This is a genomic window from Actinomyces sp. HMSC08A09 (assembly GCF_001807465.1).
Classification (GTDB): domain Bacteria; phylum Actinomycetota; class Actinomycetes; order Actinomycetales; family Actinomycetaceae; genus Actinomyces; species Actinomyces oris.
Map to the genome: position 1 here is coordinate 1 of NZ_KV789158.1, position 23,311 is coordinate 23,311.

Below are 23,311 nucleotides of genomic sequence, written 5' to 3' on the forward strand. Positions count from 1 at the left end.
CCCCTCAGCAGCGGGCCGCGGCCGGCGCCGACGGCCGCTCACCGCGACCCGTCGTGCGACCCACCGCCGTCGACGGGCCCGGCAGCGCACCCCAGACGGGAGCCACCACCACCCGCGTCTTCACCATCTCCCAGGGCAGGCCCGAGGCCGTGCCCAGCGGAGCCTCCACGGTTTCCACGGCCTCCGCTGCATCCGCGGCCTCTGTGGCGGCTGCGCCGTCGGCGACCGCGGCACCGGCCGCACCTGCACCAGCGGCACCGGCCGCCTCGGCCCCCAGTGCCTCAGCAGCCCCCTCCGCCCGCGGCCGCGGCTACCAGACGCGCCCCAGTGTCGCCACCAACGCCACTACCGCCCCCGCCGCGTCCACGAGCCCGGCGGCCCAGCCCGAGGCCGAGGAGGACGCCGGCATCCTGGCCGAGTCCAGCGCCTGGGAGGCGGCCACCAACGCCCTGGACGCCGAGGAGATCAAAGCCCAGGGAGGCACTGACTGGGGGGTGGGGCGCGGCCCCGCCAAGGGACGCGGACCCCGCCGCTCCTCCTCGGGCACCGACTGGGGCGTGGGGCGCGGAAGCGCCAAGAGCGCCGCTGCCCGAACCCGCTCCCCGTGGCCGGCGGCCGTGCGCCGCCAGCGCCTGGCCGGCGTGGCCTTCGCCCTGCTCGGCCTGGTCCTGGCCACCGCCTCGGCCATGAACCTGGCCCGCAACGCCGAGGCCGGCCACCCGTGGATCCCGCCGTGGCTCGTCGCGGTCCTCGGCGGTGCCGGGCTGGTGGCCGCCGCCGGGTACCTGGCCTGGGCCGGAGGCACCCCCGTGCGCCGTGAGGCCGAGCGTTGGAAGCCCGGCGTGCTCGACGCCGCCGCTGGCCTGACCACCGGGTCCGTCAAGGTCCACGACCCCGCCCGGCTGGTGGCCCGCGCTCGCGGACCGCTCCTTCCGGGCACCTCCGAGCGCGGCGACGAGACGGCCCCCACCGTGGACTCCGGCCCCACGCCGGTCATGGGTACCTCCACCGTCGACCAGTCCCTCCACGCCCCCGCCGGTGTCGCCGGCGCCGTGGGCGGGTTCATGCTCGCCAGCGCCGTGGTCTGCGCCGTCGTCGCCCTCATCCTGGGCTCCGCCTGGCTCATCGCCACGGTCGCCCTCACCCTGGGCGGAGTCGTGGCGATCCGGCTGGCCGGTGAGTGGCTCGGCCAGGTCTGAGCCACGTCGAGACGGCAGGCAGTGTCCCGGGCTGCATACGGGTAGTCTTGGGCTGCGCACTCATCCCGCCTGATCCGAGGAGCACCCATGGGACGCATCGTCGTCGAGGTCATGCCCAAGCCCGAGATTCTTGACCCCCAGGGCAAGGCGGTCGTCGGAAGCCTTCCCCGCCTCGGCTTCGAGCAGTTCACCGGGGTGCGGCAGGGCCGTCGCTTCGAGCTGACCGTGGACGGCCCCGTCACCGAGGAGCACCTGGCCGCCGCCCGCGAGGCCGCCGACACCCTCCTGTCCAACCCGATCATTGAGGACGTCGTCTCCGTCGCCGCCGACGAGGAGGCCTGAGCCGTGAGTGAGTCGCTCAGCAGCTCCCCCGCCGCCCGTATCGGCGTCATCACCTTCCCCGGGACGCTCGACGACGTCGACGCCGCCCGCGCCGTGCGCCTGGCCGGGGCCGAACCAGTGAGCCTGTGGCACAAGGACGCCGACCTGCGCGGGGTCGACGCCGTCGTCGTACCCGGAGGCTTCTCCTACGGCGACTACCTGCGCTGCGGCGCCATCGCCCGCTTCGCCCCCGTCATGGAGGAGGTCGTGGCCGCCGCCGAGCGCGGCATGCCGGTCCTCGGCATCTGCAACGGCTTTCAGATCCTCGCCGAGGCCCACCTCCTGCCCGGCGCCCTCCTGCGCAACGCGAACCAGCGCTTCATCTGCGTCGAGCAGCGCCTGCGCGTGGAGAACACCCAGACCGCCTGGACCAACCGGTACGCGGACGGGGATGAGATCGTCGTTCCCATGAAGAACGGCGAGGGCAACTTCATCGCCTCTCCCGAGGAGCTCGACCGCCTCGAGGGGGAGGGACTCGTCGTCTTCCGCTACGTGGGCAACCCCAACGGCTCAGCCCGCGATATCGCCGGCGTGCGCAACGAGCGCGGCAACGTCGTCGGACTCATGCCCCACCCCGAGCACGCCGTCGAGCCCGGTTTCGGTCCCGGCTCGCAGGCCGGCCCGCGCACCGGGACCGACGGTCTGGGAGTCTTCCGCTCCGCCATCGACTCGCTGCTGGCCGTCTGACGACCCCGTATCCGGCACCCACCCCTGACAGCCGTCAGAGGTGGGTGCCGAGTCATTCCCCGTCACGTTATCCACAGATCCGCTTCGAGCCTGTGCAGAACTGTGGAGAGAACCGGGCCGCCCCTCGCTCGGCGGACCTGGTCGTGACCGCGCTCAAGTTGCATGGCGATGAGGAATGTGCTGTGGCAGCTGTCGGGGGCTCTGCCTCGGGATGACCGAGAGGGCGGGCGCGACTGATTGGATGATTATCCCGGATTTTCAGCCAAAACTCGGTGTCCAGGGATGTCATGTCAAGGTGCGTGGCGGCCTATGCGGGGCACTGCCGCAGGGGGCGCTCGCCCGGGGACGGTGGTACTGAGGGGGCGTTGTGCACAGGTGGAATGGCGACATCCCACAAACCCCCACAGCCATGCACAAGCCTGTGGACACGACCTGTGGATAACTCCGTCCGCGATGTGCTGAAGCCTCTGGGTCGGCTTGCCAACGCGCGGCTGTCGACGGCCCCGAGGAGCAGGCGCGTGCGGCAAGCGTGAGTCCCGCTCGCTGAGTGCGACTCGCCTGCTGTGTATGAGTCATTTACTGGGACTCGGTGGGTGGGGCATAAGACAGTCGATCGAAAACGACATGGCTCTCCTTGATCAACCCTGACTCAACGAGAAAGCACTCTCCAACTGGGGCGGAGCGGGTTGAGGGGGTGTGGGGGAAGTAGTAGAGCACAGCAGTGCTGTCATCACCGAAGGCGGCGCGCGGCGTGCACCCTTCCATGACCTCCATGAACCCGCCTAGGTACGCTCGGTACTCCTCCTTGCCGTTGATCTCTTTCCCTGGTGCGTGCACGACGACGTCGTCGGCCATAAAGCTCATCGCCTTGTCGAGGTCGCCGCTGGTCCATGCCTCGTGATAGGTGGTGGCGACGCGTAAGGCATGGTCGGATGTGGTCTTGTTGTCGGTGCTCATGTGCTGCTCCTCAACGAGGCGGTTCATGGTGTTGTCGCTGTGTGACGTGCTCGTCGAGCCATGCCCTGAGAGGCTCGATGGCGGCCCAGGTGTCTCGAATCCTCTCGTGCACCTGGGGAGTGTGCATCCAAGTGTCGGTGGGCCAGTCCTGAACGACCGCGGCCCCTTTCCACCTGAGGAAGTTGATGCGGGGGTGGTCGGTCGACCAGCCGCGCGGTGCGTTTCTCAATGGCTGGTCGGCGCCGGGTGAGACGGGCAGCCCCTGGGCGGCGAGCTCTTGGGTGAGCTTCTCGAAGCGGATTCCGCTGATGTCGGCATCGATGGCGTCCCTGAAGCGGCGAAGTTGGTCGGCGGTCATCCGCATGGCTCCGTAGCCGGTGGTGATACCGGTGGTCGACACACTGAGGTAGTAGCCGATTCCGCCAGTGGCCTGAGGGGTGCTGGTAGCGCCTGTCCAGAGCTTGTAAGGGGCCTTGTCTCGGGCAAAACGTAGGTCACGGTTGGGGCGGAACATGCGCAAAGGACCGAACTCTCCGGAAAGCTCGTCAACCAGTGCACTCATGGGGGCTTTCACGTCTCGCTGCCAACGCTGCCTGTTGGCGTCCCAGAAGTCCTTGGAGTTGTCCTGTGCCAGATCGGCGAAGAACTCGAATAGGGCTGTCGGCAGTCCTTGGAAGGTGCTCATGATTCATCGCTTCCCGATTGCCCGCCGGTGGTGGTGCGGTTGTGGCGCATCGCGACGTCAACCCAGAAGGCGAGGCGGTCGTCGTCGGCGATGGCCTCGGGAGTGACGGTGACCCAACCGGGTCCCATGACTCGCCCGGCCCCCATCTGGGCCTGCTCGGCGCCCGGCTCTCTCAGGAGGGTTTCGTGGCGGTCTGCGGCGACGCGCACCAGCAGGTCACCGCTCCTTCCGGCGCTGACGATCATCTTGTCGTTGACCATGATCGCTCGGCCTCCGAACATGGAGACCTCGCGCATATCCGGTTCGTCATCAACCAGCGCGCGGACGCGCTCAACGAGGTGGTGTTGCTCGGGTGTCATGGATGCCATCGCTTCGTCTCCCGTTGTTGGTCAGTCGGTCAAGGGCTGCCAGCGGTCCGGTCCGGCGTCCCCGCCGGCACCGGCGACCTTGAGGCGGGGCATGAAGTGGGCCCAGCCGTGCACGTGCCCGGGAACCGCGGGCTCCGGCAGGTCGAGGTGGCGCAAGTCCACGCGCGTGCCGGCAGTGATCGGCGTCAGGATGAACTCGACCCTGGAGGTTCCGGCGGGCAGCTCGTCACTGCCAGCGAATCCCCACGAGACCACCACGCGCTGGAAGGGCTCGACCACGAGGTACTCACCCCGCACGGGGTAGCCGGCGATGTCGACCGCGAACTGTCCGCCCGGCGTCGGGTCGAGATCGGCGTACTGCCCCATCCACGCCGTCATGCCCTCGTTGGTGGTGAGGTACTTGAAGACCGCCTGCGGGGGTGCCTCGATCTCGATGGAGTCCTGAAACTCAGCCATGCTGCTTCTCCTCTCGCTGCTCGACGGCGGACTTGAGGGCCGTCAGCCTCTCGGGCCAGAAGTCGTCGAGGTAAGAGCGCACGGCTGCAAGTCCGTCCGTGTTGAGTGCGTACAGGCGGCGCGTGTGATCGGTGGTGACGGTCGCCAGTCCCGCTTTCTGAAGAGTCCGGAGATGGTGCGAGGCGGTCTGCTGCGACAGTCCAACTGCCTGTGCGACGGCGCCGACCGGCTGCGGCCCTGAACGGATGACGCGCAGGATTGCCCGACGGTTGCCGTCAGCCAGCGCTCGCAGCGTCATGTCGACGTCGATCGTCTCTGGTGCTCCCACGCGCTCCTCCTCGGCTGACGTCCCCACACTAACACAAATGGATGTTTGTACTCATGAGTGCTTGTATGTTGGAGGTGGCATCGAAGCATGACCTCTGGGTCCTGTGTGGGAGCTGGAAGTGTCCAGGCAGGGGGGTGCTGCCAGTGCCGGGGTGAGGACGTCTGACTTCCGCGCCTGTGTCCCGGGAGCCGACCAGACCGGCGGCCGGGTGTCCACAGCGCTGACATGAGCGAGATCGCTGCCGAAGTGACCAGTGGAGATCGTTGAAATTCTGCGGTTGTTCCGCGGCACGTGGCGTCTGTGCGGAGTTAATGTCAGCGCCATGGACACTGACGCCCCTGTGGGGCGTCTTTCTCGTCGACTCCTCAGCCCACCAGGTCGGCCACGATCTGCAGGAGGTCCTGCAGGTGCCGGTTGGACAGGAACTCCCGGCGCACGGACTCGTGGGCGGCCAGCCCCATCTCCTGGGCCCGCTCGGGGAAGAGCAGCAGGTCGCGCACGGCTTCCGCCCAGGCGAGGCCGTCGGCCGGGTCGACCAGGACGCCATCGACGCCGTCGTCGATCTGGTCGCGGATGCCGCCGACTGCAGAGGCGACTACCGGGGCCTTCTTCCACATCGCCTCGGCCACGGTCAGTCCGAAGGCCTCAATGAGGGAGCGCTGGGTGACGACCGAGCTGACTCGCTGGACGGCGTTGACGACGGTGGCGTTGACCTCCCGGTCCTCCATGCTCACGGCGGCCACGTGGATCCGCGAGGCGACCGATTCCGGCAGCACCGAGCAGCGCTCCACGATCTGGGTGAGGGTGGCCTGCGACTCGGGCCCATCCGGGGTCGGGCCGACCAGCAGCAGGTGGGCATCCTCGGGCAGCACGGCGATGTTCTCGGCGAAGGCCTCCACCAGCTCCAGGCCGCCCTTGAGACGGTCCCAGCGGTTGACCTGGGTGACGACCCGGGCACCCAGCGGCACCTGACCACCGGCCAGGACCGGGTCATCGGCCAGGCCGCGGAAGGCGTCGGCGCGCCCGTCGTGACGCATGAAGGGCACCGCCTCGAAGGGCGGCTCGCCGGCGAAGATCCCGGACAGGCGCGCCACCGACCAGGCCTCGTCCAGGTCCAGGACCCGGTTCTTGGGGGAGTCGGCGTCGATGGAGGGAGCCAGGACCGCGCAGCGCTCGGCCTCGATGTAGGGCGGGCGGTACTCGGGGCGGGAGACGATGACGAGGTCCACGTCCTCCAGGTAACGGTCCAGGAAGGCCCAGGCGTAGTCGGCGGCCTCACCCGCGCCCTCGGCCCCGGCGTGGCAGCGCCAGATGACCGTGGCGCCCGCGGCCTTGAGGGCCTTGGCCAGGCCTGCCGTGGGTGGGTCGTGAAGGATGACGACGTCGTCGGGGCGGACCTCCTCGACGATGTTCTCCGCGTTGGAGGCCAGGACGTGCTCGTAGATGTCGCGCTGCTTGTCCCCGAGCTTGCCGCCGTCGCCGTGGTCCCCGTGGATGCCGGCGTGCAGGCGGGCCGCGATCCGGGTGAACTCCTCGGGGGCGTCCAGGGTCAGCCAGCGCACGTTAAGGCCGGCGCCCAGGGAGTAGCCCACGAGGGGGGCGACCGTTTCCGCCGGCCCTGAGCCGGCGGCTGCCGACGGCGTGACCGTCCACACGGTGCGCCCCTCCAGCAGGGCCTCGGCCCCGGTCAGGCTGGTGTGCAGTCGCTTGATGGCCACCTCGTCCAGGTGGCTCTCCAAGTGCGACAGGGGCAGCGGGGCGACGTCGATGTCTCTCATGCCATGATCTTCCCCCGAAATCTTGTGAGGCGCAGCACTTTGGGCTTGGGCGTGGCGTCTTGTTGCTGTTTCGGCATTCTTCTGGCTGGATTCCGCAGAGCGCCGATCGGGCTCGCGTGGGGTGCTCGGGGTGTGCGGGGCGCGGTCCCGCGTGGGTGGTGGTGTGAGGTTCCGTGGGCGTGGGTAGGCTTGGCTCGGCCGCACTCCCTCGTCAACCAGGAGCCCCCATGGCGTCCGAGCCCATGATCCCCGCCGCCCACCCCGACACCGTCGCCGACGCCGCCGCGACGCCCGACAGGGAGATGCCCTGGAAGGAACTGGGCCTCAAGGCCGACGAGTACGAGTCCATCCGCGAGCTGCTGGGGCGCCGCCCCACCAACGCCGAGCTGGCCATGTACTCGGTCATGTGGTCCGAGCACTGCTCCTACAAGTCCTCCAAGATCCACCTGCGCCAGTTCGGCGCCAAGACCACCCCCGAGATGCGCGAGCACCTCCTGGTCGGCATGGGGGAGAACGCCGGTGTCGTCGACATCGGTGACGGCTGGGCTGTGACCTACAAGGTCGAGTCCCACAACCACCCCAGCTACGTCGAGCCCTACCAGGGGGCCGCCACCGGAGTGGGCGGCATCGTGCGCGACATCATCTCCATGGGCGCGCGGCCCGTGGCCGTCATGGACCAGCTGCGCTTCGGCGCCGTCGACCACCCCGACACCGCGCGCGTCGTCCACGGCGTCGTGGCCGGCGTGGGCACCTACGGCAACTCCCTGGGGCTGCCCAACATCGGCGGCGAGACCGAGTTTGACTCCTCCTACCAGGAGAACCCGCTGGTCAACGCCCTGTGCGTGGGCGTGCTGCGCCACGAGGACATCCACCTGGCCAACGCCACCGGCGCCGGCAACAAGGTGGTGCTCTTCGGGGCCCGCACCGGCGGGGACGGCATCGGCGGGGCCTCCATCCTGGCCTCGGAGTCCTTCGAGGACGGCATGCCCGCCAAGCGCCCCAGCGTCCAGGTGGGCGACCCCTTCATGGAGAAGGTCCTCATCGAGTGCTGCCTGGACCTGTTCGGCGCCGGGCTCGTGCTCGGCATCCAGGACCTGGGCGCCGCCGGCATCTCCTGCGCCACCTCCGAGCTCGCCTCCAACGGCGACGGCGGCATGCACGTGGACCTGGAGAAGGTGCTGCTGCGCGACCCCACCCTGACCGCCGGGGAGATCCTCATGAGCGAGTCCCAGGAGCGCATGATGGCCGTCGTCGCGCCCGACAAGCTCGAGGAGTTCATGGCCGTCATCGACAAGTGGGACGTCGAGGCCGCCGTCATCGGGGAGGTCAACGGCTCGGGCCGCCTGACCATCGACCACTTCGGGGAGCGGATCGTCGACGTCGACCCGCGCACCGTGGCCCACGAGGGCCCCACCTACGAGCGCCCCTACGCCCGCCCCGCCTGGCAGGACACGCTCAACGCCGACACGACCGAGCGCCTGGCCCGCCCCGAGTCCGCCACCGAGCTCGCCGAGCAGGTGCGCGCCGTCGTCACCAGCCCCAACCAGGCCTCCACCGCCTGGGTCACCGACCAGTACGACCGCTTCGTGCGCGGCGACACCGCCCTGTGCCAGCCCGACGACGCCGGCGTCATCCGTGTCGACGAGGCCACTGGCCGCGGCGTGGCCATCTCCACCGACGCCAACGGCCGCTTCACCAAGCTCGACCCCGCCACCGGCGCCGCCCAGGCCCTGGCCGAGTCCTACCGCAACGTGTGCACCGTGGGCGCCCGGCCCCTGGCCGTCACCGACTGCCTCAACTTTGGCTCGCCGGAGGACCCCGACGCCATGTGGCAGCTCGTCGAGGCCATCACCGGCCTGGCCGACGCCTGCGCCGTCATGGGGGTGCCGGTCACCGGCGGCAACGTCTCCCTCTACAACTCCCACGGCAAGGTCAAGGGACAGATCGACTCCTCGATCAACCCCACGCCCGTCGTCGGTGTCCTGGGCGTCATGGACGATGTGCGCCGTGCCAACCCCTCGGGCTGGCACGAGGAGGGCCTGGCCATCATGGCCCTGGGCACCACCGCCGACGAGCTCGACGGCTCGGCCTGGTCCCGCGTGGTCCACGACCACCTCGGCGGGCTGCCCCCGCGCGTCGACCTCGAGGCGGAGATGGCGCTCGGGCGGGTGCTGCTGGCCCTGAGCGAGGCGGAGGGCCCCGGCGGCGAGCCGCTGGTGCGTGCCGCCCACGACTGCTCGACCGGCGGCCTCATCCAGACCCTCGTGGACTCCTGCCTGCGCTGCGGCGTCGGCGCCAGCGTGGACCTGACCGCCATCCAGGAGGAGGGTGTGGACGACTTCACCGCCCTGTTCTCCGAGTCCGGGGCCCGCGTGATCGTTGCCGTGCGCGAGGAGCTCGTGCCCGCCGTCACCGCGGCCGCTGAGGCTGAGGACGTCGCCGTGGCGCGTTTGGGGACCACCGGCGGTGACCTGCTCGTTGTGGCCGGCAGTGACCTGCTCTCCGACGGCGGTGCCGGGCGTCCCCTCGTCCTGGACCTGGCCGAGCTCGGGGCCGACGTCGAGGGCGTCCTGCCGGCGCTGTTCTGAGTCGCACTCGCCGACGGGGACATTTCTCTACGGCCGGGGACGTTCCCGTGCGGCCGGGGACGTTCGACGCCGTCGGGGACCGGAATCCTGTCCCCGGACGCGCAGGATGGCCCCGGCCGGAAGGACGCGCACCCGGCTGCGTGGAATGTCCCCGTCGGTCCGCCCTGCTGCGCCGGCGACGTGCCTCCTTACTGCGCCACCTCAGGTATCGACGTGTGACGGTGGATTATCGCTGCGGAAACAAGCAGTACCACGGCCGGTAGGACGTTCACGAGGTAGATCCAGGCGCTCGGGTTGGACGCCTCTGCCGTGACGAGGCAACCGATGGTCAGTGAGACGGACAGGGAGATGCCGGCCAGTGCCACGCTAAGGACTGCCCCGCCCATCTTGTTGTCGGCCGCGACGACGTAGAACGCGGTGATGAAGCCGATGACGGCCAGAATCAGGATGACGCCGTTCATCGTCCGCACGAGACTGACGAGATTGAGGCTAACGTCGGGTGACGAGCTGTCCGTGAAACTCGGCGGCACGAGCGTGGAGGCGTCGAGGACGTGGTTGGACACGATGACGCTCACCACCTGGGCGCCCCAAGCGATGATGGTGATGATGGACTCGATGTCGGCTGATCGTGTGGGGCGTGAGGAGGGGGCTGCGGAAGATGTCATGGCTGGAGCCTGTCAATGCGCCCGCCGTGTATCAACCAGTAGGTAGCCTGGAGGCATGATCGATCATGCCTCTGTGAGTGTCAGTGATCCGGCGGCCTCGAAGGCCTTCTATGAGGCGGCCCTCGCGCCGCTGGGCTACCGCGTCGTCATGGAGTTCGGGCCCGTCACCGGACTGGGCGGGCCGACGCCCGGCGCGGAGGAGGGCGCCCCGGTCCACGCGGACCTGTGGCTGGCCCCGGCGGAGAACCCGACTCCGTGCCACATCGCCGTCACGGCGTCGTCGACGGCGCAGGTGGTCGCCTTCCACGAGGCGGCCCTCGCGGCGGGAGGCACCGACAACGGAGGTCCCGGCGAGCGCCCGCACTACCACCCCGGCTATTACGGGGCCTTCGTCCTCGACCCCGACGGCAACAACCTCGAGGCCGTCTTCCACGGCGCCGGCGACTGAGCGTCGCCTGCGTGCCTCACCTCTGCTGCGTGAGCCCGCCGTTGGGGACATTCCTCTACAGCCGGGGACATTTCTCTACGGCCGGGGACATTCGACGCCGTCGGGGACCGGAATCCTGTCCCCGAACGCGCAGGATGGCCCCGGCCGGAAGGACACGCACCCGACCGCGTGGAATGTCCCCGTCAGTGTTGCTGGCAGGTCCGGAGATGGTGGAGAGGGGGCGACGCTCTGAGATGTGGCGGAGGGAAGGCGGCTGTTCGCCAGGGAGGTGACAGGGCTCGGCGGAGAGGTGGAGAGGGCCCGGAGGCCTGGGCGTGATGGGCAGATGACGACGCTGCGGTGAGGCGGCGGTGTTGGGCTCACGCGGCGCTTGAATTGACATTGAGGCCGCCCCGGCGACAATTCCCGCCAATTCCCCGGGAGTCTCAGGAAGATATCGACGTGGTGGGCGATCCGGTCTCGGCCGATGGTCCAATGCCCTCCCGCGCCCGCCCGAACGGGGCGCCGTGGTGCGGAAGGCAGCCTCTCAGCGTGTCGCGCACCCGGCGTGGCGCCCTCTCCGCCCCGGATTTGCCAGATATCACTCAGGTAACTGCTCGCAATCGGCTCAAGATGCCGCAGATACCTCGCAGAGATCTCTAGACTTCAACCATGACTGTGCCTTCAGAGACCTCGACGACGATCGACCCTCGTGAGGTGTCACTGTATGCCGGCCACTTCGACGCGCTGTGGGGTGTGGCCTGGAGCCCGGATGGCACGCGGCTCCTGTCCGGATCGCACGACGGCACGGCCCGCGTCTGGGACGCGAACCGTGGCACCGAGCTGTTCGCGCTGGCCGGCCCCAGCCTGTCCATCAGCGCGGTGGCCTGGAGCCCCGATGGCACGCGACTCCTCACTGCGGCGGAGGACCACAGCGTGCGTGTCTGGGACGCGACCACCGGCGCGGACCTGCTGACCCTGGGAGTCGGCGGCTCCGGCGTGGGCGGGGCGGTGGCCTGGAGCCCCGACTCCACCCGCATCCTCACCAGCTTCGACGACGCCTCGGCCCGCATCTGGGACGCCTCCAGCGGCCAGGTGGTGCGCACCCTGTCAGGGCACACCGAGCACCTCACTGCGGTGTCGTGGAGCCCGGACGGGACCCGCGTGGCCACCGCCTCCGACGACGGCACCGCCCGGGTCTGGGACGTCACCACCGGCACCGAGCTGCTGCGCGTGGGCCCCATGGCCTTCGTGGGACGCGGCGCCACCATGGGCCCCGACGGCAGGCCGACCCACGTCGGCCCGATCGAGCCGATGACCGGCCTGTCATGGAGCCCGGACTCGCGTCGCATCATCACTGCCTTCGACTCGGCCGAGCCCCGGGTCTGGGACGCCGCCACCGGCGAGGAGGTCCTCAGCCTTCACGGCCGTGAGCGCCGTTGGGTCAGCGTCGTCTCCTGGAGCCCCGACGGCAGCCGCATCATCACCGACGACATCTCCGGCACCACCGCCCACATCTGGGACGCCGCCACCGGCGAGGAGCTGCTCAGTCTGCGCGGCCACAACCAGTGGGCCTGCGCCCTGGCCTGGAGCCCGGACTCGACCCGTGTGGCCACCGGCTCGCACGATGACACCGTGCGCGTCTGGGACGCCGCCACCGGCCAGACCCAGCTCGTCCTGGGGGCCGGTAACTCCGTGGAGACCGTCTCCTGGAGCCCCGACGGCACCAGGCTCAGCATCGGCGCCAAGATCGGTGGCAACCGCGTCTGGGACGCCACCACCGGTCAGCCGCGCCTCACCGTCGACAACGGCGCCCGGGAGCTGAGCGAGGTCGTCTGGAGCCCGGACGGCACCCGCCTAGCCACCTCCTCCTACCTCTCGCCCCGCGTCCTCATCCTGGATGCCTCCACCGGCGACGTCGTCCAGGCCCTGACCGCCGGGGAGGACGACGTCAACGACATCGCCTGGAGCCCGGACAGCGAGCGCATCCTCACCGGACTGGGGGACGACCGCGCCGCGATCTGGGACGCCGCCCGCGGTGAGCGCCTCCTGACCCTCGAGGGCCACAGCGACATGATTACCTCGGTCGCCTGGAGCCCCAACGGCCAGCGCGCCCTGACCGGCTCCCAGGACGGGACAGCCCGCATCTGGGACGCCGCCACCGGCGAGGTCATCCACACCTACACCGGCAACTGGGTGCGCGACGTCGTGTGGACTCAAGGGGGCCCGCGCGTCGTCACCGGCAGCGCCGACGGCGCCGCCCACGTCTGGGACGTCATCACCTCCGGTGAGCTCGTGACGCTGCGCGACGCCGCCGCCATGGTCCGCTCCTACGCCTGGAGCCCCGACGGCACCAAGGTGCTGGCCGGCTTCGACGACGGCGTCGTGCGCGTATGGGACGAGGTCTCCGGCAAGGTCGTCCTGTCCCTGGCAGGCCACCGTTTCGGCGTCACCGACGCGCAGTGGAGCCCCGACGGTACCCGGATTCTCACCGGCTCCGAGGACGGCACCGTGCGCCTGTGGGACGCCACCACCGGCGAGATGACCGGGCTGTTCCTGTGCTTCCTGCCCGACGGCGGGGTCGCCATCCTCGACGCCCCCTCCCTGAGCCTGCGCTCGGGCCCCGGGGAGGTTTGGGACTACCTCGGCCGCCCCGAGATCCTCGCCGGCCAGCTCACTCGCGTGGGCGTGGAACGGCGCCAGTTCCTCAACCACGACCCGTTGCCCGAGGCCGTCGCGGAGCCGTCCCCGGCCGAGGCCGCTGACGAGGACCCGACGGCGCCCGAGCCGGTTGAGGAGCCCCAGGTTCCCGAGGAGTCTCCGGCTCCCGAGAACACCGAGCCCTCCGAGGCGCCGGAGGTCGACCCGCTCGCCGAGCCCGCCGCTGCCCCCTCCGTCTTCGCTGCACCCGCGCAGCAGGAGACCGAGCCGGCCCCGGCCCAGTCCGGTGCCGACGTCGAGCAGCCCGTCGCTTCCCAGTCCCCTGAGGACGCCCCCGCCCAGGCGGACGCCGCTGCCCAGATCTCGGAGCCGTCGGCCCCCGCTGGTGATCCCCTCATCGAGGAGGCTCCCGCCCAGGCGCAGGACCCGCAGGTCGAGGAGTCCGGCTCCACCGAGGTCGAGGACTCCGAGAACCCCGCACCGGCCCCCGCCCCCGAGGCGGTGGATCCGGCCGCGGCTCACCAGGCCCGGCACGCGGCGGAGACCGCTCACACGCCGGCCGAGGCCGCTGAGACCCCTGAGGCCCCCGATGCCCTCGGGCAGCCGGTCGCGCCGGCCGAGACCGAACCGGTCGCCGCTCCGACGGGGGAGACCCTCCTTGTCCAGCCCTTCCCCGTGGACCAGGGCCTCGTGGACGGTGAGGTGAGCGCCCCGGCCGTGACGCCGCCTGCGATGGTTGAGATGCCGCAGAGCCTGACCGCTCCCGAGAAGGAGCAGCAGTCCGAGGCGCAGCCCGTGCTGAGCACCTCAGAGGCCAGCCAGGAGGTCGACGCTGAGGTCGGTGCCGACGCGCTCGCCGTCCCGGCTCCCGTCACGGAGCCCGCTGACAACGCGCGCCGGGCCCGGCACGCCGCCGCCACGGCTCAGACCCCGGCCGACGCCGCCTCGGAGCACGTCGTCGACGACGGCGCTGAAGCGGCCGTGCCTGCCGAGCCTGAGCTGGCTCTGCCGACCGAGGTGGCCCAGTCCTCCGGCACGGCCGAGTCCGCCTATGAGCCGGTGGCGATCCCCGCCGTCGAGCATGCCGGTGGTGAGCCTGTGGCCGCGCCCACCGGTGAGACTGTCGCCCCCGACCAGCTCGAGCTCTCCCTGACCCCGGCCGACGCCGCCGGCCACGAGGGCGATGAGGTCACCCTCGACCTCTCCGAGGAGGCCGGTGGGCCGGCGCCGAAGCAGGCCCCCGAGGTCGTTGCCCCCGTCGAGACGACGGTGCCGCCCGTCGCGGACACCGCTGAGACGGCGCGCGCTGCCGGCCCTGTGGACGTCACCGACGTCGCCGAGGCTACCGATGTGGCCGACGCGGCGGCCCCCGAGGTGCCAGTGCCCTCCGGCGCTGAGGCCACCTCCGCGCCGACCGCCTCAACGCCTGAGGGCGAGCCCGAGGACCACGTGGTGCCGGAGGTCCAGGCTGAGCAGGCCCCGGCCGAGTATCCGCAGGGCCAGGGGAACTCGGACAGGCCGCTCGAGCCCGCGGAGACTGAGGCCGCTCAGACCGCGCAGGCCGAGGTTGCCGCTGAGGACCGGCCGAGCGCCGAGGAGGAGCCGGCCGAGCCCGCTGAGGCGGCCGAGCCGACTGAGCCGACCCCGGCGCCCTGGGGGAGTGCGGACCTGCGCCAGCGGATCTACACCGAGGTCCAGGAGTTCGTCGCCGCCATCGCGCGCCGTGACGTCAACGAGCTGGCGAGTCGCTACGGCATGGCCGGCAACGACCTGGCCGGCCTCGATGAGCAGCTGGCGGGCCTGTCGAGCCCCGCGTCGGACCTGACCCTCTACCCCCTTGAGCAGGCCGACGACTACGTGGACGGCCACCACCGCCTCGACCTCAGCGAGCTGGAGGGCGGCGGCGTCGTCATCAGCAGCGAGCTGTGGGCCCACGATCGGCCCTGCGGTGCGCGCCTCATCGCCCACTGGAACCCCATGGGGATCTACCCCTTCGACTTCCGCAACGTGAGCATGTGAGTCATCTCCCGCGCGCCTCCCCGGCGCCCGGCACATCGAGTGCGCCCCCGTCCGGCAGGTACGGGGGCGCACTCGCTTCTCGAGCGGTCCGAGGGAGACGGGGATCGCTCGGGAGCTCCCGCCGGCGGATAGGTGCCGGGGCTGTGAACCGCATAGACTTCCGGCCGTCAGTGTTATCCACCGAGAGGGGACGTCTGTGTCGACGGCGCAGTACCCGGCACGGGCCCGTGTCGCCGCCTGGGCAGTGCACATCTTGACCATGTCCGGACTGGTGTGGGCCAGCCTGGCCATGCTCGCCACCATCCACCCCCGCCGGGAGTTCACGTGGATGTGGGTCTGGCTGCTCGTCGCCCTCGTCGTCGACGGCGTCGACGGCACCCTGGCCCGGCGCGCCCGGGTCTCCGAGATCATCCCCTGGTTCGACGGCGGCATCGTCGACATCGTCGTCGACTACCTCACCTGGACCTTCATCCCGGCAGTCTTCATGTACGTGGCCCTGCCAATGGGCCCCAGGCCGCTTGCGGGCCTGCTCATGGCCCTCGTCCTGAGCTCGTCGATGTTCTGCTACGCCAACAAGCAGTGGAAGTCCACCGACTACTACTTCGTGGGCTTCCCGGCCGCCTGGAACATCGTGGCCCTCATGTTCTACGTGCTTCAGACCCCGGCGGTCTTCAACATCATCGTCACCCTCATCTTCGTGGTGCTGACCCTGGTGCCCACGCATTACGCGCACCCGGCCCGCGTCAAGCGCTTCCGCGCCCTCAACATCGGTGCGGTGGCCGTATGGTTCCTGGCCACCTGCTGGCTGGTGGCGATCTACCCCCACCGGCCGCTCAGCGCGGTCGCCGTCCTCATCGTCTCGGGCGGATGGTTCCTGCTCGCCGGGGTGCTGCGCTCGATCCGCGGGGAGGAATCGACTGCGGCAGCGGCGTAGGCCGGACTAACCGTCCCCGGGGGCGCGCAGCCCCCGGGCGACCACCACGTCACGCAGCCAGCGGCCGCCCTCCAGCAGGAAGGTGGCCAGCACCAGGCCGATGACCACCATGATGACCCAGCCGGGGTACTGGTTGCCGTGCCCGTCGTCGCCCGCCAGGAAGAAGTACACGTAGGGCGCCACGAAGGTGATGAGGGTGACGAGGAACCCGGCGAAGCGGATGCGGCGCCGCTTACCCGCCACCATGGCGATGATCCCCCACGTGTAGGGCACCGCGGTGATGATGTCGATGGCCCACAGCACCCAGGGGTTGCCGCGGAAGCCGGGGGCGTAGACGGCCGGGAGCGCCCGCAGCGAGGAGTAGATGAACACCGTCGCGTAGGCCAGGAAGCGGGGGTTGTGCAGCAGGCGGACGATGCCGGCGCGCGGCACCAGGTCCACCTTCGCCTCCTGCAGGGCGGCCAGGGTGTGCTGGGAGACGCGCAGCGGGTCCGTCCCCTCCAGCACAGTGCGCAGGTAGCGGATCTGCGCAGGCGTCCCGGTGGCCCACTCGTCCAGGAGCCGGCGCGGGCTCACGGCGACGACGACGCTGCCCTCGCCCTGACCGGCCCCGTCGGTCCGCGGTGTCTCGGCGCCGTCGGGTGTTTCTAGGGAGGCGATGTGGACGAGGTGCTCGCCCAGGACGCTCCGCAGCAGCCCCAGCCGTTGCGTGGGAACCTCGCTCAGCCACAGGCGCTGCCCGTGCTCCACGGCCAGGGACAGGGCGTGCCCCAGGGCCCAGCCGCGCTCGTCGGGCGCCAGCAGCTCCTCAGGGGCGGAGAACTGGGCCAGCTCGGGCACCTCAGCGACGTTGAAGCGCGTCAGGTCGCCGACCCTGTCGACGGCCGCCACCGTCCGCAGGACCTCGGGGTCCAGGACATGGCGCCGGGTGACGGGAAGCTCCGTGACGGAGCGCAGAGCCATCAGATCCATCACGGAGGAGCGGGAAGCGGGGGTGTGTTCGGGCATTGGGAAGAGCCTAAAGGAGTGGGTGCCCGTTGTGTGCATCCTGTGCATCCTGTGGACCGATACGGCTCACTCCTGGCCAGAGGAGAGCGGAAACCGCCTCCCCCTCGCGCCCGTCGGTAGGGGTGCGGCCGGGGCCGGGGCCCGTGGGGCGGCCGAGCGCCTAGGGTGAGTTCATGAGTACTCACGCCACCCCCTCAGGGCGGTCCAGCCGGCGCGGCGACCCGGGGTTGCTCGTCGTGGCCGGAGCGGGCCTCATCGGATCCCGCCTGGCGGACCAGGCCCGGGACAGCGGCTGGAGGATCCGGATCCTCCACCGCAGCGCAGCGGGCCAGGCGCCGCGGGAGGGCATCGAGGTCGATGACTCCGGCAGGGAGCACGCCTGGTGGGCACCCGCCGAGCGCCTCCTACCGCCCAGCGCCCTGGAGGGCGCCAGGGCCGTGGTCTGCCTGTCGGGCGCCCCGATCGCGCCGCGCCCCTGGACGCCGGCGCGCCGTCGCGAGCTGGCGGCCTCGCGCCTGTCCACCACCGCCCTCATCGCCCGGGTCGCCGCGGGCCTGCCCCCGGCCGGGCGGCCCGAGGTCCTGTTGAGCGGATCGGCCACCGGCTTCTACGGGGACCGGGGCGAGGAGATCCTCACCGAGGCCAGCGGCCCGGGTGAGGGATTCCTGTCCGAGCTGTGCCGGCGTTGGGAGTCCGTTGCGGGCCCGGCGGCGAGAGCCGGTCTGCGCACGGTCCAGTCCCGCACGGGCCTGGTGGTCAGCTCCTCGGGCGGGCTGGGGAGGATCCTCGGCGCCGCCTACCGGGTCGGGGCGGGGGCTCGGCTGGGCCGCGGTGACCAGTGGCAGCCGTGGATCGCCCTGGAGGATGCCGCGGCCGGGCTCCTGTGGGCCATCGAGCACGACGACGTCCACGGGCCGGTCAACCTGACCGCGCCCGAGCCGGCGCGCAACCGCGACCTCCACCGGCTGCTGTCGCGCGCCGGCGGCCTGCCCTCGGTGGCGGTGGTGCCCCAGCTCCTGCTGGACCGGGCGGGCAGGGCCGGGGCGGCCGGGGGTGCTGGAAGCATCGGCGGCATGCTCGCCGAGCTGCTCGGTGCCTCCCAGCGCGCAGTGCCTCAGGCGCTGCTCGCCTCCGGATTCCGCTTCACCGCGCCGGACGCGGCCTCCATCTGGGCACTGGGCACCTGAGGCCCGCCCGGTGCCGGTCGATCCCGTGCACCGCCCTCAGACGCGGGCCAGGACCTCACCGTGCACGACGACGAACCAGGCGTCCTCGCTGTCTCCCCACTGCCGCCACGCCTGGGCCATCGCCTCCAGGTCGGCCCCGTCTGCCAGTCCCAGCTCGACGGCCCGCGGACCGAAGGAGGTCAGGCACCGCTGCGCCCAGGTCTGCGACTGCCAGGCCCGATCGGCGGGCGTGGCGTAGCACCAGGTGGAGGCCGAGGCGCTCGCGTCGGCGAAACCCGCCGCCCGGGCCCAGGACAGTAGCCGGCTGCCGGCATCGGGCTCGCCGCCGTTGGCTCGGGCAGTGGCCATGTAGACCGAGCGCCACTGCTCCATGCCCGCGGGCTCGGGGAACCAGGTCATGGCGGAGTAGACGGCGTCGCGCACGGCCACGATCCCGCCGGGGCGGGTGAGGCGGCGCATCTCGGCCAGGGCGCCCACCGGGTCCGCGAGGTGCTGAAGGACCTGGTGGGCGTGGACGACGTCGAAGGAGGCGTCCTCGAAGGGCAGGGCCATGACGTCCCCGCGGGTCACCTCCACCTGCTCGCACAGCCCCCGGTCGCGAAGCGTCGCCCGAGCCGCCTCCAGGGCGCCGGCCGTGGCATCGAGGGCGACGACCCGCCCCGGGGCGACGCGTTCAGCGAGATCCGCGGTGATGGACGCCGGCCCGCAGCCGACGTCGAGCAGGTCCATTCCCGCACGCAGGTGGGCAAGCAGGTAGGCGGCCGAGTCCGCCGCGCCGCGCCGCGCGTGCGCGCTGAGCACCGCCGCACTGTGACCGTGGGTGTAGCGGGCCGTCTCGACGGAACCGTCTGAAAGCTGTTCACTACTCATGCCTCCAGATCCTCCAGGAATGTGATCTGTGTTGCGCAAACGTCCGGAATGCGGCCTTTGCGACGGCTATGTTTCCTCCGGATCGCGAGATGTTTCGTCTCAGTGAACGTCTCGGTGGAAGTCTTTTCGCGGCGCCGCGGCGACCAGCCAGGTGCTGAGCTTATTCCGCTAGGCGAAGGAGTCCCCCATGCAGGACGTTGTCGAAAAGGTCTATGAGCAGGTTGTGGCTCGCAACCGTGGAGAGGTCGAGTTCCATCAGGCCGTCCACGAGGTGCTCGAGTCCCTCGATCCGGTCATCGCCAAGCACCCCCACTACGCCGACGGCGCCCTCCTGGAACGCATCGTCGAGCCCGAGCGCCAGATCATGTTCCGGGTCCCGTGGGTCGACGACGCCGGCCAGGTCCACGTCAACCGCGGCTTCCGCATCGAGTTCAACTCCGCGCTGGGCCCCTACAAGGGCGGCCTGCGCTTCCACCCCTCGGTCAACGCCGGCATCATCAAGTTCCTCGGCTTCGAGCAGATCTTCAAGAACGCCCTGACCGCCCAGGGCATCGGCGGCGGCAAGGGCGGCTCCGACTTCGACCCGCACGGCCGCTCCGACGCCGAGGTCATGCGCTTCTGCCAGTCCTTCATGACTGAGCTGGCCCGCCACATCGGCCCCTCCACCGACGTGCCCGCCGGCGACATCGGCGTGGGCGGCCGCGAGATCGGCTACATGTTCGGCCAGTACAAGCGCCTGCGGAACTCCTACGACGCCGGTGTCCTCACCGGCAAGGGCCTGGCCTGGGGTGGCTCCCTCGTGCGCACCGAGGCCACCGGCTACGGCACCGTGCTCTTCGCCCAGTCCATGCTCGCCACCAAGGGTGAGTCCCTCGAGGGCAAGAAGGTCCTCGTCTCCGGTGCCGGGAACGTGGCGATCTACGCCATCGAGAAGGCCCAGCAGCTCGGCGCCACCCCCATCACCTTCTCCGACTCCTCCGGCTACGTCGTCGACGAGGCCGGGGTGGACCTCGAGCTGCTCAAGCAGGTCAAGGAGGTCGAGCGCGGCCGCGTGGCCGACTACGTCGAGCGCCGCCCCGGCGCCCGCCTCGTGACCGGCGGCTCGGTGTGGGACGTCCCCGGTGACGTCGCCCTGCCCTGCGCCACCCAGAACGAGCTCGACGGCGACGCCGCGAACACCCTGCTGCGGGGCGGCTGCGGCGTGGTCTCCGAGGGCGCCAACATGCCCTCCACCCCGGAGGCCGTGGAGGCCTTCCAGAAGGCCGGCATCCTCTTCGGCCCCGGTAAGGCCGCCAACGCCGGTGGCGTGGCGACCTCCGCCCTCGAGATGGAGCAGAACGCCGGCCGCACCCGCTGGGACTTCGCCACCGCCGAGGCCAAGCTGACCGGCATCATGGCCGACATCCACGACTCCTGCGTCGCCGCGGCCGAGGAGTACGGCCGCCCCGGCGACTACGTGCTCGGCGCCAACGCGGCCGGTTTCACCCGCGTTGCCGACGTCATGATCGCCCACGGCATCGTCTGATACCTGGCTGATCCGGGCTCGCGCCCACAGCGACGGCGTCCGTCGCCTCTGAGAACGAGGCGGCGGACGCCGTCGCTGTGTTGTGGAAGGGGTGGGGTCGGTGCTCTTGGCAGCCACCCGCGGGGCTCGTTCCTCGCTGCGCTCCCGCCGTGGAGGCAGGTCCCGACGGCGCTGACGGACACCCGGGAGAGGTGGGCACGAGCGCTGTCTGATGAACGTCAGTGAGTGCCGTGAAGAATAATGCCCCGTATCGCCGGGGCGCATACGGTGACCCATGTTCCTCTCCTCATCTTCTCCCGGGTCACCATCCCTCCGCCTGATAAGGAACGACATGCGACTGCGCCCCACGCGGGCCGTCAGGGTCAGCGCCGTCATGTGCGCGCTGACTCTGACAGCCCTCAGTCCCTTCCCGCTCAGCCCTCCTGCCGGTGCTGACGAGCCGGCCGCCCCGGCTGCCCCTCCGGCCGCCGGCGCCACCACCATTGACCTGCTGGGCATCACCGACCTGCACGGCCACATCTCCCGGACCACTCAGACGGACAGCGGTACCGGGCAGACATCCGTCGAGGACCCCGGTGCTGTCACGCTGGCCTGCGAGGTCTCTTCCGCCCGCGCCGCCAACCCCAACACGCTGTTCGTCTCCGCCGGAGACTCCGTGGGTGGATCGGCCTACGTCTCCTCCATCCTCCAGGACCGCCCCACCATGGAGGCGCTCAACGCGATGTCCCTGGATGTCTCCGCCCTGGGCAACCACGAGCTCGACCAGGGCCTGACCGACCTGGAGACGCGCATCCTGCCCGCCTCGAACTTCCCGATCCTGGCCGCCAACGTCTCCGGCTCGACTCCCTTGAGCGCCGAGGGCGGCGGCAAGGGAACCTTCATCAAGGAAGTCGGCGGTGTGCGCGTCGGCTTCGTCGGTGTCGTCACCGATGAGCTTCCCACCCTCGTGTCGCCCTCGGCCCTGTCCACTCTCACCCTGAGTCCGGCGGTCGTCACCGCCAACGCCCGTGCCGCCGAGCTCAAGGACGGCGACCCCGCCAACGGTGAGGCCGACGTCGTCGTCGTGCTCAGCCATGAGGACGCGGCCTCCACGGCCACGAGCTTCTCCAAGAACGTCGACGCCGTCTTCTCCGGGCACACCCACGTGCCCTTCGCCAAGACCGTCACCGGCGCCGAGGGCAACCAGATCGCCGTCGTCCAGGCCGACCACTACGGCTGGGCGCTGGGACGCATCCGCCTGAGCTACGACCCCGCCAGCCGGAAGACCTCAGTGGTCAGCGCCGACAACAAGGACCTGCGCAGCTCGAGCTGCACCACCGATGCCTACGGCGTCGCCGGAATCGTGTCCCAGGCGGAGAAGGACTCCGCCGCCGAGGGCGGCAAGCCGCTGGCCAAGATCGGCTCGGACTTCCTGCGCGGCTCGGACGGCTCCGGCCCCGGCGCCAACCGCGGCACTGAATCCACTGCCTCCAACCTCATCGCCGAGTCCTTCCGCAGCTGGCTCGCCACCGACATCCAGCCGACCGGCTCCACCCGCTACGTGGGCATCATGAACCCCGGTGGCGTGCGCGCCGACCTGCTCTACGCCGCCTCCGGCTCGGAGGGCGATGGGGTCCTGACCTCGGGGGAGGCCTACACCGTCCAGCCCTTCGGCAACGAGATGGCCTACACGACCCTCACCGGCGCCGAGCTCAAGGCTCTGCTGTCCCAACAGTGGCAGCCCGGCTCCAGCCGCCCCGTGCTCACCCTGGGGCTGTCCAGGAACGTCGACGTCCTCACCGAGGCCACCACCGATCCCGCATACGGGGACGAGGCCGGAGCCGCCCCCGCGATCCGCGAGATCCTCGTCGACGGCAAGCCGCTGGCCGACGGCGACAGCGTCGTCGTCGCCTCCAACTCCTTCCTGCTGGCAGGAGGCGACGGCTACACCGTCCTGAAGGACAAGCCCGTGACCAACACCGGCGTCCTCGACCGCGACGTCACCTCCGCCTACCTGGCCTCCTTCGGCGACAAGCCCGTCACAGCCGACTACTCCAAGCGGCAGACCGCGATGACCGTGGGGCCCGTGTACGTCAGCTCAGGCGGTGCGCGCAGCACCGACACGGTCTCCGTGACCCTGGACTCCCTGGCCTACACCAACCCCACCGAGCAGGCCGCCGGCGCCCGGCGTGTGCGCGTCAGCGCGGGGGATAAGGAGATCCTCACCAAGGACCTCGACCTCACCGTCAACCCCACCGGCCCGACCACCGGGCGTGTCGACTTCAACCTCACCTTCCCGGCCGACGCCCCCACGCGCGCCTGCCGCACGGTCCAGGCCACCACCTGCCGCTGGGCCTCCGTCGAGACCCTCGACGCCGCCGGTACGGTTCTCAATCGCTTCTCGGTCGAGATCGAGGATGAGGATGCGGCCGACCCCGGAGTGGACTCGGGAGACAGCACGGCGACGAGCGCTGACGCTGCGGCGGACGGGGCCGGCGGCAAGGCGGCATCCACCCCACAGGGCGGCCCCGGTGCTGCTGAGGCCTCCGCGGGCGGCGGCACCGAGCCGTCTGCGGGGAGCGGCGCGCAGCCCGCATCCACCGCCGCTC

General features: G+C 70.8%; 18 protein-coding genes and 1 pseudogene. 10 read left to right on the forward strand and 9 right to left on the reverse strand.

The window, feature by feature from the left end:
- The 3 genes and pseudogenes from HMPREF3165_RS13975 to purQ form a co-directional block, all read left to right on the forward strand.
- A pseudogene (locus tag HMPREF3165_RS13975) lies at positions 1-1,199 on the forward strand (hypothetical protein); the annotation flags it as partial.
- A gap of 87 nt (positions 1,200-1,286) precedes the next feature.
- The gene (gene purS / locus HMPREF3165_RS12060; RefSeq protein ID WP_003787688.1) at positions 1,287-1,541 is read left to right on the forward strand and encodes a phosphoribosylformylglycinamidine synthase subunit PurS; all 255 of its coding nucleotides are present in this window, start codon (positions 1,287-1,289) and stop codon (positions 1,539-1,541) included.
- Positions 1,542-1,544: 3 nt separating this feature from the next.
- Complete coding sequence (purQ, locus tag HMPREF3165_RS12065) at positions 1,545-2,267, forward strand: phosphoribosylformylglycinamidine synthase subunit PurQ (protein WP_070513859.1); 723 nt, start codon at positions 1,545-1,547, stop codon at positions 2,265-2,267.
- A gap of 576 nt (positions 2,268-2,843) precedes the next feature.
- Here purQ and HMPREF3165_RS12070 read toward each other — a convergent pair.
- The 6 genes from HMPREF3165_RS12070 to HMPREF3165_RS12095 all read right to left on the reverse strand — a co-directional run bounded on the left by HMPREF3165_RS12070 (position 2,844) and on the right by HMPREF3165_RS12095 (position 6,839).
- A complete protein-coding gene (locus tag HMPREF3165_RS12070; RefSeq protein ID WP_070513861.1) occupies positions 2,844-3,224 on the reverse strand; it encodes a nuclear transport factor 2 family protein in 381 nt (126 codons plus the stop codon).
- A 10-nt stretch (positions 3,225-3,234) separates the two neighbouring features.
- Positions 3,235-3,909, reverse strand: a complete 675-nt coding sequence (locus HMPREF3165_RS12075) for a DUF2461 domain-containing protein (protein WP_070513863.1) — start codon at positions 3,907-3,909, stop codon at positions 3,235-3,237.
- Positions 3,906-4,277: a TfoX/Sxy family protein gene (locus HMPREF3165_RS12080; RefSeq protein ID WP_070513865.1), complete on the reverse strand. Its 372-nt coding sequence runs from the start codon at positions 4,275-4,277 to the stop codon at positions 3,906-3,908. Before HMPREF3165_RS12080 ends, HMPREF3165_RS12075 begins: the two co-directional genes overlap by 4 nt.
- 21 nt (positions 4,278-4,298) lie before the next feature.
- Positions 4,299-4,733 (reverse strand): SRPBCC family protein, encoded by a 435-nt coding sequence (locus HMPREF3165_RS12085; RefSeq protein ID WP_070513867.1) that lies wholly within the window; start codon positions 4,731-4,733, stop codon positions 4,299-4,301.
- Positions 4,726-5,061 carry an ArsR/SmtB family transcription factor gene (locus tag HMPREF3165_RS12090; RefSeq protein ID WP_009405462.1) on the reverse strand — a complete coding sequence of 112 codons (336 nt, stop codon included), beginning with the start codon at positions 5,059-5,061 and terminating at the stop codon, positions 4,726-4,728. The genes HMPREF3165_RS12085 and HMPREF3165_RS12090 overlap by 8 nt, the downstream gene beginning before the upstream one ends.
- A 365-nt stretch (positions 5,062-5,426) precedes the next feature.
- Positions 5,427-6,839 carry a glycosyltransferase gene (locus HMPREF3165_RS12095; RefSeq protein ID WP_070513869.1) on the reverse strand — a complete coding sequence of 471 codons (1,413 nt, stop codon included), beginning with the start codon at positions 6,837-6,839 and terminating at the stop codon, positions 5,427-5,429.
- 227 nt (positions 6,840-7,066) lie between these two features.
- Between HMPREF3165_RS12095 and purL the strand changes: the two genes are divergently transcribed.
- Positions 7,067-9,427 carry a phosphoribosylformylglycinamidine synthase subunit PurL gene (gene purL, locus HMPREF3165_RS12100; protein WP_070513871.1) on the forward strand — a complete coding sequence of 787 codons (2,361 nt, stop codon included), beginning with the start codon at positions 7,067-7,069 and terminating at the stop codon, positions 9,425-9,427.
- 188 nt (positions 9,428-9,615) lie between these two features.
- Here the strand turns inward: purL and HMPREF3165_RS12105 are convergent, their stop codons facing one another.
- Positions 9,616-10,092 (reverse strand): hypothetical protein, encoded by a 477-nt coding sequence (locus HMPREF3165_RS12105; protein ID WP_070513873.1) that lies wholly within the window; start codon positions 10,090-10,092, stop codon positions 9,616-9,618.
- Between the two features lie 55 nt (positions 10,093-10,147).
- Here HMPREF3165_RS12105 and HMPREF3165_RS12110 point away from each other — a divergent pair, with 55 nt between their 5' ends.
- The 3 genes from HMPREF3165_RS12110 to HMPREF3165_RS12120 all read left to right on the forward strand — a co-directional run bounded on the left by HMPREF3165_RS12110 (position 10,148) and on the right by HMPREF3165_RS12120 (position 16,133).
- Positions 10,148-10,540 carry a VOC family protein gene (locus HMPREF3165_RS12110; protein WP_070513875.1) on the forward strand — a complete coding sequence of 131 codons (393 nt, stop codon included), beginning with the start codon at positions 10,148-10,150 and terminating at the stop codon, positions 10,538-10,540.
- Positions 10,541-11,191: 651 nt separating this feature from the next.
- Complete coding sequence (locus tag HMPREF3165_RS12115; protein ID WP_070513877.1) at positions 11,192-15,199, forward strand: WD40 domain-containing protein; 4,008 nt, start codon at positions 11,192-11,194, stop codon at positions 15,197-15,199.
- A 196-nt stretch (positions 15,200-15,395) separates the two neighbouring features.
- The gene (locus tag HMPREF3165_RS12120) at positions 15,396-16,133 is read left to right on the forward strand and encodes a CDP-alcohol phosphatidyltransferase family protein (protein WP_003787666.1); all 738 of its coding nucleotides are present in this window, start codon (positions 15,396-15,398) and stop codon (positions 16,131-16,133) included.
- A gap of 6 nt (positions 16,134-16,139) precedes the next feature.
- On the opposite strand, the gene HMPREF3165_RS12125 is transcribed toward HMPREF3165_RS12120, so the two are convergent.
- A complete protein-coding gene (locus tag HMPREF3165_RS12125; protein ID WP_070513880.1) occupies positions 16,140-17,141 on the reverse strand; it encodes a hypothetical protein in 1,002 nt (333 codons plus the stop codon).
- 173 nt (positions 17,142-17,314) lie between these two features.
- Here HMPREF3165_RS12125 and HMPREF3165_RS12130 point away from each other — a divergent pair, with 173 nt between their 5' ends.
- Positions 17,315-18,328, forward strand: a complete 1,014-nt coding sequence (locus HMPREF3165_RS12130) for a TIGR01777 family oxidoreductase (protein WP_070513882.1) — start codon at positions 17,315-17,317, stop codon at positions 18,326-18,328.
- Between the two features lie 36 nt (positions 18,329-18,364).
- On the opposite strand, the gene HMPREF3165_RS12135 is transcribed toward HMPREF3165_RS12130, so the two are convergent.
- Complete coding sequence (locus tag HMPREF3165_RS12135) at positions 18,365-19,198, reverse strand: class I SAM-dependent methyltransferase (RefSeq protein WP_070513884.1); 834 nt, start codon at positions 19,196-19,198, stop codon at positions 18,365-18,367.
- Positions 19,199-19,385: 187 nt separating this feature from the next.
- Between HMPREF3165_RS12135 and gdhA the strand changes: the two genes are divergently transcribed.
- Complete coding sequence (gdhA, locus tag HMPREF3165_RS12140) at positions 19,386-20,723, forward strand: NADP-specific glutamate dehydrogenase (protein WP_070513886.1); 1,338 nt, start codon at positions 19,386-19,388, stop codon at positions 20,721-20,723.
- Positions 20,724-21,054: 331 nt separating this feature from the next.
- Positions 21,055-23,311: bifunctional metallophosphatase/5'-nucleotidase (locus HMPREF3165_RS12145; protein WP_070513888.1), on the forward strand; the 2,257-nt coding region annotated here is incomplete at its 3' end.